Origin of the sequence: Allostigmatella hybrida (genome assembly GCF_020103775.1) — a bacterium.
GTDB lineage: Bacteria > Myxococcota > Myxococcia > Myxococcales > Myxococcaceae > Hyalangium > Hyalangium aurantiaca.
Map to the genome: position 1 here is coordinate 97,613 of NZ_JAHXBH010000016.1, position 13,216 is coordinate 110,828.

A 13,216-nucleotide genomic window follows, 5' to 3' on the forward strand; every position below is an offset into this window, starting at 1 on the left:
CCGCTTCAGGCCACCTCTAATGGGGAGGTGTCGTTGCCGTCCGCCTTGCGCTGCTTCATGGTGCGGCCGGCCACCTCGTACTGCTTGAGCAGGCGGCGGAAGTTGGAGCGGTCCACCCCGGCGGCGCGCGCGGCGCTGGAGACGTTGTTGTTGTTCTTCTCCAGGAGCGCGGTGAGGTAGCGCCGCTCGAAGGCGCGCATCGCCAGGCGCTTGGCCTGGGCGTACGGCAGGTGCGCCAGGCTGAACACCTCCACGGGCGAGCCGGCCTGCGGGGCCTCCTGGAAGCCCGGCGGCAGGTCCTCCACGTCCAGCACCTCGTTGGAGGTGAGCACCACGGCGCGCTCGATGACGTTCTCCAGCTCGCGCACGTTGCCCGTCCACCGGTTCACGGTGAGCGCCTCCATGGCGCGCGGGGTGAAGCCCGTCACCTTCTTGTCCAGCTTGGCCGCGTACAGCTTGAGGAAGTGGTGCGCGAGCAGCGGCACGTCCTCCGGCCTGTCCCGGAGCGGCGGCAGGTCGATGGTGATGACGTTGAGGCGGTAGAAGAGGTCCTCGCGGAAGCGGCCCTGCTCCTTGGCGCGCGTCAGGTCCACGTGCGTGGCGGCAATCACGCGCACGTCCACCTTCACGGGCTCGTTGGCGCCCACGCGCTTCACCTCGCCCTCCTGCAGCACACGCAGCAGGCGCACCTGGGTGGCGGGCGGCACGTCGCCGATTTCATCCAGGAAGATGGTGCCGCCGTCGGCCGCCTCGAAGAGGCCCTTCTTGTTGCCGGTGGCGCCCGTGAAGGCCCCCTTCATGTGGCCGAACAGCTCGCTCTCCAGCAGCGTCTCGGTGAGGGCCGAACAGTTCACCGCCACGAAGGGCTTGTCCTTGCGCGCGCTGCGGTAGTGGATGGCGCGGGCCACCAGCTCCTTGCCCGTGCCGCTCTCGCCCTGGATGAGCACCGTGGCGGTGGAGTGGCTCACCGTCTCCACCAGCTTGAACACGGCGCGCATCTGCGAGGACTGGCCGATGAGGTCCTCGAACTGGCTGCGCGCGGTGAGCGCCTCCTCCAGCGCGCGCGTCCGGTCCTTCAGCGCCTTGCGCTCGGCGGCCTTGCCCACCGTGAGGCTCAGGTCGTCGATGTCCTCGAAGGGCTTGGTGAGGTAATCGTACGCGCCGGCCTTCACCGCCTCCACCGCCGTCTCCACCGTGGCGTAGGCGGTCATCATGATGACCTCCACGTCCGGCCGCTCGGCCTTGATGGCCTTGAGCAGGTCCATGCCGGACAGGTGGGGCATGTTGATGTCCAGCACCGCCACGTCGATGGACGGATCCTTCGCCGCCGTCAGCCCTTCCACCGCATCGTCGATGGCGACGATGGGGTACCCCTCGCGCTGGAGAATCGAGGTGACGGCCTTGAGGACTACGGGGTCATCGTCCACCACGAGGATCTTGGCGCGTTTGGGCTGGTTCACGGCAACCTCTCAAGCTGCAGCGGGATAGGAAGAAAAACGGTGAAACGGGAGCCATGGCCGACCTGGGTGTCGACCTGGAAGACGCCGCCATGGTCCTGCACAATGCGGTAAGCAATGGACAGGCCAAGGCCTGTGCCCTCGCCAGGCGGCTTGGTGGTGAAGGACGGTTCGAAGATGCGCGGCAGGTGGCGCTCCTCGATGCCGGTGCCCGAGTCGGAGACGGCGAAGAAGCACCGGTCCCCCTCGCGCCCCGTGTCGATCTTCAAGGTGCCCTCGGCGCCCGGGAGCGCCTGGAGGCCGTTCTGCAGGAGGTTGAGCACCACCTGGGACAGCTGCGCCGGGTCCCCGAAGAGCTTGGGCAGCCCAGCGGCCAGGTTCAGCTCCAGCGTCACCCGGGGGTTGGACTTGAGCTGGGCCTTGAAGAGCACCGCCGCGTCCTCCACGCACTTGGACAGCTCGAAGTGGCGGCGGTCCTCCACCTTGGAGTGGCGGCTGAACTTCAGCAGGCTCTCGACGATGCGCTTGCAGCGCAGCGCGCTCTCCTCGATGAGATCCAACGACTCGCGGTCCGCCTCGGAGCGGCCCAGGTCGCGCTTCATCAGCTGCGCGAACGCGAGGATGCCGCCCAACGGGTTGTTGATTTCATGCGCCACGCCGCCCGCGAGCTGCCCCACCGCCGCCATCTTCTCCGTCTCGATGAGCCGCTTGGTGAGCGAGTACTCCTCGGTGACGTCCCGGTAGGTGCACACCACCCGGCCCTCGCCGGGCATGGGGTAGGCGGCCACCACGAAGGTGCGCCCCTTCTGCTGAATCTCCGAGCGCGCGCCCTTGCCCGTCTCAAGCGCGGAGGGCAGCGGGCAGCCGATGCACGGCGAGTCCCGGCCGAAGAGGTACTGGAAGCAGTTGACCGCCGAGGCGGTGGCCCCGTCCCCCGAGGCCGCCACCTTCAGGTAGGCGAGGTTGGCACGGCGCACCGTGTAGTCGGTGCCCTGCATCACCGCCAGGGGAGTCTCGATGCAGTCGAACGTCTGCTCCCAGTCCCGCTTGGCCTGGCTGAGCATCAGCGTGCGCGTCTCCACGCGCGCCTCCAGGTCCGCGTTGAGCCGCTTGAGCTCCGCGTTCTGGTCCTGCGTCATGCGGTGCAGGCGCTCGTTCTCCGCCAGGAGCGCGTACTGCTCGAAGGCGCTCTTGACGGTGAGCACCAGGTGGCTGTCGTTCCACGGCTTGGAGATGAAGCGGAAGATTTCCGAGCGGTTGATGGCCTCCTCGATGGCCGTCTGGTCCGCCTGCCCGGTGAGCATGATGCGCTGGGCGCGCGGCACCTGCTCCTTCACCCGGGCCAGGAACTCCACCCCGTTCATCCCCGGCATCCGGAAGTCAGAAATGACCACCTGGGGCAGGAACTGCTCCAGCCGCTTCAGCCCCTCCTCGGCGTCCGTGGCGGTCTCGATGTCCCAATCGCCCCGCCTCAGCACCCGCCGAATGGACTTGAGGATGTTCTCCTCATCGTCCACCAACAGCAGCCGGCCGCGAGCCCCCGCCTCCTGTGTGTGCGCCAATCCCACTCGCAGTCCCACCTATCTTTCGTTGTCGAACATTTGCAATGACGTGGCCATCCGCGTCTTTTTCGACCCTTGGGCCAAGCCATTGATTCTTATGTACTTTCAATTTCGTACGCTGACCAGAACATGGGTCAACCTGTACCCATTACTGACAAACGGGTAGCAAATGACCCCTGTTCCCTGGGGGAAAAATGACCCGGGTCATTTGTCGTCAACACTCTTAGATTCCCATCCCCGGGACGCGGAGTGAAGCGGAATGGGTGAGTGCAGACAGACCCTGTTGCGGCCCTCACGCTTGGCCCGGTACAGGGCCTCGTCGGCGGTCAGCAGCAACTGCTCCGGGGTGAGCACGGTGCGGTGGGGGAAACCGGACACCCCCAGGGAGGCCGTCATCCGCAGCGCGCCGCCCGCCCCCATGGGCTGGCTGGCCACACCTTTCCATACCCGCTCGGCCACGGTGATGGCACCGGCCAGGTGGGTGCGCGGCAGGAGCACGGCGAACTCCTCGCCCCCGTAGCGGGCGACGATGTCCGTCTCGCGCACGCTCTGCTGGAGGATGCGCGCCACCTCCACCAGCACGGTGTCCCCCACCGGGTGCCCGTAGCGGTCATTCACGTCCTTGAAGAAGTCCAGGTCCAGGAGGATGAGGCACAGCGCATCGTCGTAGCGCTGGGCGCGGCGGAACTCCTCGCGCAGCCGCTCCTGGAAGTAGCGGTGGTTGTGCAGCTGGGTGAGCCCATCGAGCACCGAGAGGTGCTGTAGCTCCATCACCTGCGCGGCCAGCGTCGAGAGCGTGTGGTGATTGGAGAAGCAACGGTGGATGCGGGCCCGCAGTTCCTCGGTGTCCCAAGGTTCTGCCACCACCTCCATGCCCAGCCGGAGCACCTCCAGCCGTGTGGCGCGGGCCTCCTGCGGGGCCACCACGAGCACGGGCGCCCCGCGGCCCGGCGCCTCCACATCCATGAAGCGGCGCACCAGGGACAGGTCCGCGGGCGTCTCCGGGCCCAGGCAGAGGATGACGAGATCCACCTCGGAGGCCAGCCCCGGCACCTCGGGGGCCGGGGGCACCACGCGCAGCACGAAGCCCTCGGGCGTCAGGCTCTGGACCAGCTTCGCCGCCGTTGACCGGGAATCATCCACCACCAGCAAGGCGAAGGGCTTCTCTCCCACGGTGCCCCCATCGAATGAACGGCGCGGCAAGCTAGCATGCCGCTCGCGGGCGGAGCGACCCTGACGATTGCGTCCCCCTACCGGCCTCTGTTACCCAGCCTCCAGAATCAACCGTCACGAGGTCCATTCGTGGGCACCTACCCCAGCATCAGCCTCTTCCTTCCCGCGTGGAACGAGGAGGACTACGTCGAGCGCGCCGTCACCCGCGCGTTGGATGTTCTTCCCCGGCTCACCAGCGACTTCGAGATCATCGTCGTCAACGACGCGTCCACGGACCGGACCCAGGAGATCGCCGAGTCCCTGGCCGAGCGGATTCCCCAGCTCCGCGTCATCACCCACGAGACGAACCTGAAGCTGGGCGGGGCGATGCGCACCGGCCTGTCGGCCTCCACCAAGGACATCGTCGTCTACACGGACATCGACCTGCCGTGGGACTTGCGGGAGCTGGAGCGGGCGCTGCACCTGATGGACTACCTGGAGGCGGACATGATCTGCGCCTTCCGGTTCGACCGCACGAGCGAGGGCCCCAAGCGCATCATCTACTCGTTCGTCTACAACCTGCTCATCCGCTCGCTCTTCGACATCAACATCAAGGACGTGAACTTCAGCTTCAAGGTCATGCACCGGCGGGTGCTGGAGTCGATGGAGCTGCGCAGCATGGGCTCGTTCATCGACGCGGAGCTGGTGGTGAAGGCCATCCGCAAGGGCTTCCGGGTCTTCCAGATGGGCGTGGACTACTTCCCGCGCACCCGGGGCGTGTCCACGCTGGCCTCGCCCTCGGTCATCCTGAAGATGGTGCGCGAGCTGGTGGACCTGTACCCCGAGACGCTCAAGCCCCAGCAGCCCGTGAAGCCCGTGCGCCTGCCCCCGTCCGTGGCCGCGCTGCACCCGGCCCCGCAGGCCAAGCGCCGCACCCACGGCTAAGGGCCCCCGTGCGACGCCCCACGCGCCTCATCGTCAACGCCGATGACCTGGGGATGCACCCGTCCCTGGACGCCGGCATCCTCCGCGCGCACCGCGAGGGCATCGTCACCAGCGCCACGGTGCTGGCCATGGGCCCGAGCGCGCCGGAGGCCATCCGCCAGGCCCAGGCGCAGGGGCTCGCCCTGGGCGTGCACCTGGCGCTCTCCACGCGCCTGCCCTGCGCGGCCCCCGCGGCCGAGGTGGCCTCCGTGGCCCCCGGCGGCCGGCTGCGCGCGAGCTGGGCGGACTTCGCGCGCGCGTGGCTCACCGGGCGGGTGCGGCGCGCGGAGGTGGCCCAGGAGCTGGCCGCGCAGCTGGCGCGGGCGCGCGAGCTGGGCGCGCAGGTGGACCACCTGGATGCGCACCAGCACCTGCACCTGCTGCCGGGCCTCCGGGGCTGCGTCGAGGCGCTGGCCCGCCGCGAGGGGCTGCCGGTGCGCTGGCCCGATCAGCTCCCGCGCGCCACGTGGCTCCAGGCGCCCGGGCCCGCGCTGAAGACGCTGCTGCTCACCGTGCTGGCCCGGACCGCGCCGCGCCCTCCACCCGGGGTCCGCCGGGTGAGCGCCGGGGGCGTCTTCGAGGCGGGCAGGCTCGATGAGGCCACGCTGCTGAACCTGCTGGAGACGCTGCCCGAGGGGGACTTCGAGGTGGGGTGCCACCCGGGCGAGGGAGCCCCGCATGTGCCCGAGGATCCGGCGTGGACCTACGGCTGGCAGGCGGAGCTGGCGGCCCTGACGAGCCCGCGCGTGAAGGCCCGGCTCCAGGAGCGCGGCATCGAGCTCACCACCTACGCCGGGGCCCGCCTCACGCGCTGAGCGGCTCAGCGGGCGGAGGCCTCCAGGAACCCCTGGAGGGCCGAAACCACGAAGCGCAGCTCCTGCTCCAGCAGGGGGAAGCGCTCCTCGATGGAGGGCGAGTCCCCCTCCCGCGACGCGGCCTCCAGGGCCTTCGCGTGCTCGCGCAGGGCTTCGGCGCCGACGTTGGCCGCCATGCTCTTGAGCGTATGGGCCGCCCGGTGGGCCCCCTCCCGGTCCCCGCCCGCCCAGGCCCCGAGGAACTGGGCCCAGGAGTCCGGCGCGTCCCCGAGGAACAGCTCCGCCACCGTCCGGTACAGGCCGACATCCCCATCCAGGTTGAGCAGCGCGCTCTCCATGTTCACGTGCCGGGGGTCGGGCACGCCCGGCGCCGCCCCTGCGGGGCCATCACCGGGCGAAGGCGCCTCGGCCGGAGGCGCCGGTACGGCCTCGCCTCCCCAAGCTCCGGGCACCACCCACCGGCCCAGCGTCTGGTAGAGGTGGTTGGCGTCGATGGGCTTGCTCAGGTGGTCGTTCATGCCGGCCGCCAGGCTGCGCTCCCGGTCGCCCTCCAGGGCATTGGCCGTCATCGCGATGATGGGCAGGGCCGCGAACCGGGCCATGCCGCGGATGCGCCGGGTGGCCTCGTATCCGTCCATGACCGGCATCTGGCAATCCATCAGGACGGCCTCGTAGGGGCCCTGCTCCAAGCGCTCGAGGGCCTCCGCGCCATGCGCCGCCACGTCCACCTTCAGGCCCACCCGCCGCAGGAAGTGCAGCGCCACCTCCTGGTTCAGGCGGTTGTCCTCCACGAGCAGGATTCGCGCGCCGCGCAGGTGCCGGTAGGCCTCCGGAACGCCCGCCTCCGGCGACAGCGGCGCCGCCCGGACCTGCGTGGACGGGTGGCCCAGGGCCTTCTGGATGGCATCCAGCAGCGTCGAGGCCGTCACCGGCTTGTTCACGTAGGCCTGGACCCCGGCCGCCTGGGCCTGCTGGGCCACGAGGGGGCGCTCGTCCATGGAGGCCATGATGACCGTGGGCAGCTGCGCCAGGCCCTGGCGCTGGCGGAGCTGGCGGCTGGTCTCGATGCCGTCGAGCCCGGGCATGTGGTAGTCGATGAGCATCAGGTGGTAGGGCTGGCCGTTCATGCCGCGCGCCAGCGCGTCCAGGGCCTGCGGGCCCCCCTCCACCGCATGCGCCACGAAGCCGAAGGACGTGCACATCGAGCAGAGGATGTGCCGGGCACTGGCGTTGTCGTCCACGACGAGCACCCGCAGAGGCCCCAGCAGCGAGGGGGGCACGCGCTCCGCCCCGGGGAGCTTGGCCAGCGCCAGCTCGAACCAGAAGCAGCTCCCCTGGCCGGGCTGGCTGTCCACGCCGATGCGGCCGCCCATCAGCTCCACGAGCCGCTTGCTGATGGCCAGGCCAAGCCCCGTGCCCCCATACTTGCGCGTGACCGAGCTGTCCGTCTGGAAGAAGGACTGGAAGAGCCGCGGAAGCTGCCCGGCCTCGATGCCGATGCCGGTGTCCCGGACGGAGAAGCGGCAGACGACCTCTGAGGCCCGCTCCTCCACCTTCTCCACCCGGACGACGACTTCACCCGCGGGGGTGAACTTGAGCGCGTTGTTGATGAGGTTCTGGAGCACCTGCCGGAGCCGCAAGGGGTCTCCGGACAGGGTGCGCGGCAGCGAGGGCTCCACGTCGAAGAGCAGCTCGAGGTTCTTGTCCTGGGCGGCGCTGGCGAAGACATCGGCCAGACCGGAGATGAGCTCATTCAACGGCACCGGCACGTTCTCGAGCTCGAGCCGGCCCGCATCGATTTTCGAGAAGTCGAGGATGTCGTTGATGATGCCGAGCAGGGACTGGGCCGAACGGTTCGCCTTGACGATGAAGTCCCGCTTCTCCTCGGCGGAGCCCGCGTCGAGCGCGAGCTGCGTCATGCCGATGATGGCGTTCATGGGCGTGCGAATCTCGTGGCTCATGTTGGCCAGGAACTCGCCCTTGGCCCGGTTGGCCTCCTCGGCGGACTCCTTCGCCTGCCGCAGCTCCTCCTCGGACCGGCGCCTGCCATGCAGGTTGTCCAGGAAGGCGTTGAACCAGCCCACCATCTCCTTGATTTCGTCCTGGGTGCGCGATGGCGGCAGCGGCTGGACCTGCGCCAGCCGGTCCTGCTGGATGTTCTGGAAGCCCTCGGAGATGGCCCGGATGGGCGCCACCACCCGCCGGGAGTAGCGCATCGCCACCAGGCTGATCACCAGGAAGCAGGCGAGCAGCACCAGCAGCCCGAACCCGCCGATGCGGAACATGGGCGCCATGAGGCTCGCCTGGGGCAGGATGCTGATGACCTGCCAGCCCATGGGGTCCAACCGCAGGTAGTTGAGCAGCACGTCCTGCCCGCCCAGCCGCAGCGCCACCCGGCCCTGCCCGCCCTTGAGCAGGGCCTCGAAGCCCGGCACCAGGAACTGGCCGATGAGGGCCTTGTCCGGGTGGACGAGCAGGCGCCCCCGCCGGTCGGCGACCATGAGGTAGCCGCCCTGGCCCACATCCAGGCGGCTGAAGTGCTCGTGCAGGTGGTCCGTCGAGTAGTTGATGACCACCATGCCGACCGGCTCGGGCGTCATCCCCCCGGGGGGAATGCGCCGGACGAGCCGCGTGGCAACGAGCACCTTGCGCTGGGGCGAGGACGCGTTCACGTTGTCCTCCACCCCATGCCAGACAATGGTCTGCGGGGAGGCGAGCGACGCGGCGTAGAGGCGGCTGCGCAGCTCCCACCGGACCGTGGAGATGTCCAGCGTGGAGCCCACGTGGAAGTGCCGCCCCGACGGGGTGAACAGGTCGATGGACTCCAGCCCCTTCAGGCCGCTGTAGCCGCTCAGGATGTAGCCCATCTTCGCCTGGGTGGCCAAGGCGGCGTAGCCGTCGTCGGCATCCACGGAGACGAGCGCCTCGGCGATGTCCTCGATGCCGATGATGCTGGAGGCCAGGCTCTCGACTTGCTCGGTCTGGAGCCGCAGGTAGTCGTGCTGATTGTCCAGCAGCCGCGCGTTGTACTCGCTGGCCAGGCGCACGATGGCATCGCGCGACAGCTGGTAGGAGGTCATCCCGAAAATCACCAACGGCACCACGCTGGCCGCGAGCAGGTAGCCGATCAGCTTGATGGTGATGGACAGTCGGATCGGCACGCGGGGTCCCGGAGCCGGACTACTTCAGGCTCTCCAAGGTCACCAGGCGCGCCTCGACCAGAACCACCTCGGGCACCTTCTCACCCTGGAGCGCGCGATGCGCCAGGAGGATGCCCTGGTAGCCCTGCTCGGCCGCCTGCTGATTGACGGTCACCTGCAGGCGGCCGGCCCGGATGGCCCGCTTGGCCTCGTCCAGGGCGTCGTAGGCGGCCACCAGCACCCCGTCATGCCCCGACTCCTGGAGGTACTGGAGGGCCCCCAGGGCCATCATGTCGTTGGCACAGAACAGCAGGCGGATGTCCGGGTGGGCGGAGAAGAGGCGCTTGGCCACATCGCGGCCCTCGTCGATCTTCCAGTTCGCCGTCTCGCGGGCCACGACCTGGATGAGGGGGTTCTCCTTGAAGGCGCGCTCGGCCCCCAGCTTCCGCTGGCGCGCGTTGTCCGCGCTGCGGATGCCTTCGAGGATCGCGGCCTTGGCCGGCTTGTGAACCTGCCGGGCGATGAACGCGGCGGACTCGTACGAGGCCTTCTCGTTGTCCACGCTGATGAAGGGGATCGGGGCCATCCCCAGGCCCTTCATGGCCTCGGCATCCAGCCGGTTGTCGATGTTGATGATTTGAAGCCCCGCCTCCTGGGCGGTCTTCAGGACTGGCACCAGCCGCAGCGAATCCCCCGGGGCGATGACGATGGCATCGAACTTCATCCGGATCAGATCCTCGATGATCTGGATCTGCTGCTCGATGGAGGTCTCCTGGGAGGCCGTCTTCACCAGCATCTCGATGCCCAGCTCCTTCTGGGCGCGCCGCGCCCCCTTCTCCATCTCGATGAAGAAGGGGTTGGTGAGGGTCTTCATCACCAGGGCGATCTTCCGGGCGTCGGGAGCGGTCTCGGGCTCTCCCCGGGCCTGGGGGGACACGGAGGCGACCACCTCGGGCACCATGGGCCGCTGGGAGTCGCTGCACGCCACGAGGGCGGGGATCCAGGCCAGGATGCACAGCCATCTCAAGAAGGGCACGCGGGGCTCCCGTCGCGGATTCTATCCCTGCCCCTCCATACAGCAACCGTGATACCGTGATTCAAGATGGAACCAACGGCGTCCACGTCGGGCCCTCCCTCTGACGGTCAGCTCCCATCCCCTCGACAGGTTCTGATCGCCGACGACGACGCAGCGAGTCGAAAGATCGCAGCCGCCCTGCTGGCCGCCTCGGACTACCGCATCCGCTTCGCTACGAGCGGCGAGGAAGCCCTGGCGGCCGTGGGCGAGGAGCGGCCCGACCTGGTGCTGCTGGATGTGATGATGCCGGGCCTGGACGGCTTCGAGGTGTGCCGCAGGCTGCGCGAGCGGCTGAGCGGCGAGTACGTGCCCATCATCCTCGTCACGTCGCTGGATGGCCGGGGCGATGTCGTCCAGGGGCTGAAGGCCGGGGCGGATGACTTCCTCCACAAGCCGGTGCATGGCGCCGAGCTGAGGGCACGCGTCTCCAACCTCCTCAAGGTGCGCGCCTACCATCAGCTCCTGGCCTCCCAGCGCGACAGCGCGCTGGCCACGGTGGAGCTGCTGCGCCAGCAGGTGCTGCACGCGGACCGCCTGGCCACGCTGGGCACCCTGGCCGCCAGCGTCAGCCACGAGCTGAACAACATCTCCCAGGTGCTGCGCAGCGCCCTGGATCCGGGCGCATCGGACGAGGACGGCTGGGCCCTGGCGGAGAACTCCACATCCAAGACGGTGCTCACCCACGTGGCCAACCACGTCACCGAGCTGTCGAGGACCCTGCTCCACATCGCCCGTCCCTCGGGCGGGCCCACCCCCGAAGTGGAGCTCGGGCAGATCCTGGAGGAGGTCCACCACATGCTCCGGCTCACCGGGCGCATCCGCCATGCGGCGGTCTCCCTGGTGTTGCCCCAGGAGCGCTGTGTCCTCCGGGCCAGCGCGGTGCAGGCCCAGCAGGTGTTCCTCAACCTCATTGGCAACGCCGCGGACGCGGTGGTGTCCACCCCGGGCGCCCGCATCGAGGCGGGGATCCGGACGCAGCCCGGCGGGCGGCTCGAGGCCTGGGTCCGGGACAACGGGCCGGGCATGTCCGAGGACGTCCTGGCCCGCATCTTCGAGCCCTTCTTCACCACCAAGCCTCCGGGCGTCGGAACGGGCCTGGGGCTGGCCGTCGTCAAGCAGCTCGTCGAGTCCTGGGGCGGGCAGGTCCGCGTCCAGAGCCAGCCGGGCCAGGGCACCTGCATGGTGCTCGACCTCCCGGCGCCCACCCCGTAAAGCCTACGGGGAAGGCGGGGCCGCCCCCGGCACCTGCGCCACGTAGAGGATGTGCGGGGTGGTGTATCCCCGGTCCATCTCCACCGTCTCGTGCACCTCGAACCCCGCCTGCCGCAGCAAGGCCTGCAGGGTTTCCCGCGGCTGGAGCGCCAGGGCGCCGCCCGCCTGGGTCCTGCGCAGCAGCTTCACCATCACCCACTCCTGCGCCAGGCACTTGTAGTGCTTCCAGGAGCCCGCCCCTTCGGCCTCCTTCAACAGGAACCGCCCTCCCGGCCGCAGCAGGCGCCGCACCGTGGCGAAGAACGCCGGCCACCGCGCCTCGGGCAGCAGGTAGAGGACGTCGCACACCACGGCAGCATCGAACTGGCCCTCGCGCGCCTCGGCCAGGCGCTCCACGGTGCCCACCTCGATGTGGACGTTGGGCAACCGGCCCAGCGCCCTCGACGCCCACATCACCTTGCGGGGATCCGGATCCACGCCCACCACCCTGCGGGCGGGGTCCTCCAGCGCCAGGAGCGCCGAGAGCAGCCCATGGCCACACCCCACGTCCGCGATGGAGGCACCGGCCGGGGCCCGGCGCGCCACCGCCTCCAGGGGGGCGGAGAAGGCCCGGGCGTGGACGTGGAAGCGCTCCGGGGCGGGGAGCGCCGAGAACAGGGCGAGCGCCTGGGACTGAAGCGTGCTCATGAGATGTACCGTTCCATTCCGAAAGCGGCGCTGAGGACCACGAGCCCCACGGCGCTGACGGCGAGGAGCCCCCGGCGCAGCAGGGGACGTTCCTTCAGCAGCAGGGCGAGCGTCAGGAACAGGGGAAAGGCGGAGAGCAGGTAGCGCCCCATGCCCATGAAGTCCTTGGTGGACAGGGCGGGCAAGCCCACGATGGCCAGGGTGAAGACGGCATAGCCCCACCCGAGCCTGCGGGCGGTGGGCCAGATCAGGCCCAGCGCGAGGAAGGTGAGCAGCGCGTGGGTGATGAACCGCCCCACCACCTCCGCGTTGTTGCCCGAGAAGAACACGGCCTTGAACCAGGCCAGCTTGAGCCAGGTGCGCCACCCCGGCGCTTGATCCCACCCGGGCGCGCCCTGGACCTCCACGAAGGCGAAGGGCGCACCGAAGGTCTCCCCCAGGTAGAGCACGTAGGCGATGAACCCGGCCGCGGACAGCACGGGGAGCACATCCCAGACGTCCCAGCGCAGCCCCCGCTCGCGCTTCCACTCCAGCCGGCGCACCAGCAGCCCCAGCACCACGGCGGGGGCCACGGGCCGGGCCGCCGTGGCGACCGCCCCCAGCACCACGGCGGGCACCAGGTACCCCTTCTCCAGGAGCAGGAAGGCACCCACCACCAGCAGCAGGAACAGGGCGTCCGAATACATGACGCCGTAGAGGTAGAAGGCGAACGGATACAGGCTGATGAGCATCCCGGCCTGAAGCGCGGTGGTGGGCTCCACCCGGGTGCCCGCCCAGCGGGTGAAGAGCACCATGGCCAGCGGGCCACACAGCAGCGTGACGGCGATGCCCGCCGTGTAGACGGACAGGCCCAGGCCCATGAAGAGCTGGATGGCCAGCGGGTACAGCGGGAAGAACGCCACCGAGCTCTGCTGGCCCGGCGTATACCTGTAGCCCTCCTCGGCGATGCGCTTGTACCAGCTCGCATCCCAGGCCACCCAGCCCATGGACAGGTACTCGTCCAGGCGCAGCGAGGGCGCCGCAGGGTCCTTGTGGTGGAAGTACCAGGCGCCCGCCCCCGCCGCCACGGCACAGGCGGCGACGGAGACCAGAACCAGGAGCGCGATGGTGAGCGGTGGAGAGCGGTTCATGC

General features: G+C 69.4%; 10 protein-coding genes. 3 read left to right on the top strand and 7 right to left on the bottom strand.

Annotated features, from left to right (window positions below; genetic code table 11):
* Positions 1-5: 5 nt before the first annotated feature.
* The 3 genes from KY661_RS22980 to KY661_RS22990 all read right to left on the bottom strand — a co-directional run bounded on the left by KY661_RS22980 (position 6) and on the right by KY661_RS22990 (position 4,222).
* The gene (locus KY661_RS22980; RefSeq protein WP_075007344.1) at positions 6-1,460 is read right to left on the bottom strand and encodes a sigma-54-dependent transcriptional regulator; all 1,455 of its coding nucleotides are present in this window, start codon (positions 1,458-1,460) and stop codon (positions 6-8) included.
* Positions 1,457-3,025, bottom strand: a complete 1,569-nt coding sequence (locus tag KY661_RS22985) for an ATP-binding protein (protein WP_225412257.1) — start codon at positions 3,023-3,025, stop codon at positions 1,457-1,459. Before KY661_RS22985 ends, KY661_RS22980 begins: the two co-directional genes overlap by 4 nt.
* 198 nt (positions 3,026-3,223) lie before the next feature.
* Positions 3,224-4,222: a GGDEF domain-containing protein gene (locus KY661_RS22990; RefSeq protein WP_225412258.1), complete on the bottom strand. Its 999-nt coding sequence runs from the start codon at positions 4,220-4,222 to the stop codon at positions 3,224-3,226.
* Positions 4,223-4,321: 99 nt separating this feature from the next.
* Between KY661_RS22990 and KY661_RS22995 the strand changes: the two genes are divergently transcribed.
* Together KY661_RS22995 and KY661_RS23000 are read left to right on the top strand one after the other, a co-directional pair.
* On the top strand, positions 4,322-5,116 hold the full coding sequence (locus KY661_RS22995; RefSeq protein ID WP_075007347.1) for a glycosyltransferase family 2 protein: 795 nt from the start codon (positions 4,322-4,324) through the stop codon (positions 5,114-5,116).
* Positions 5,117-5,124: 8 nt separating this feature from the next.
* Positions 5,125-5,970, top strand: coding sequence for a ChbG/HpnK family deacetylase (locus KY661_RS23000; protein ID WP_225412259.1), 846 nt, complete (start codon positions 5,125-5,127; stop codon positions 5,968-5,970).
* A gap of 5 nt (positions 5,971-5,975) precedes the next feature.
* Here KY661_RS23000 and KY661_RS23005 read toward each other — a convergent pair whose 3' ends face one another.
* Together KY661_RS23005 and KY661_RS23010 are read right to left on the bottom strand one after the other, a co-directional pair.
* A complete protein-coding gene (locus tag KY661_RS23005) occupies positions 5,976-9,131 on the bottom strand; it encodes a response regulator (protein ID WP_225412260.1) in 3,156 nt (1,051 codons plus the stop codon).
* Positions 9,132-9,150: 19 nt separating this feature from the next.
* A complete protein-coding gene (locus KY661_RS23010) occupies positions 9,151-10,146 on the bottom strand; it encodes a sugar ABC transporter substrate-binding protein (RefSeq protein ID WP_225412261.1) in 996 nt (331 codons plus the stop codon).
* A gap of 66 nt (positions 10,147-10,212) precedes the next feature.
* On the opposite strand from KY661_RS23010, the gene KY661_RS23015 reads away from it, so the two are divergent.
* Complete coding sequence (locus KY661_RS23015; RefSeq protein ID WP_225412262.1) at positions 10,213-11,397, top strand: sensor histidine kinase; 1,185 nt, start codon at positions 10,213-10,215, stop codon at positions 11,395-11,397.
* 3 nt (positions 11,398-11,400) lie between these two features.
* Here KY661_RS23015 and KY661_RS23020 read toward each other — a convergent pair whose 3' ends face one another.
* Both KY661_RS23020 and KY661_RS23025 read right to left on the bottom strand, forming a co-directional pair.
* Positions 11,401-12,084, bottom strand: a complete 684-nt coding sequence (locus tag KY661_RS23020) for a class I SAM-dependent methyltransferase (protein ID WP_225412263.1) — start codon at positions 12,082-12,084, stop codon at positions 11,401-11,403.
* Positions 12,081-13,214, bottom strand: coding sequence for a mannosyltransferase family protein (locus KY661_RS23025; protein ID WP_225412311.1), 1,134 nt, complete (start codon positions 13,212-13,214; stop codon positions 12,081-12,083). Before KY661_RS23025 ends, KY661_RS23020 begins: the two co-directional genes overlap by 4 nt.
* Between the last annotated feature and the right edge of the window lie 2 nt (positions 13,215-13,216).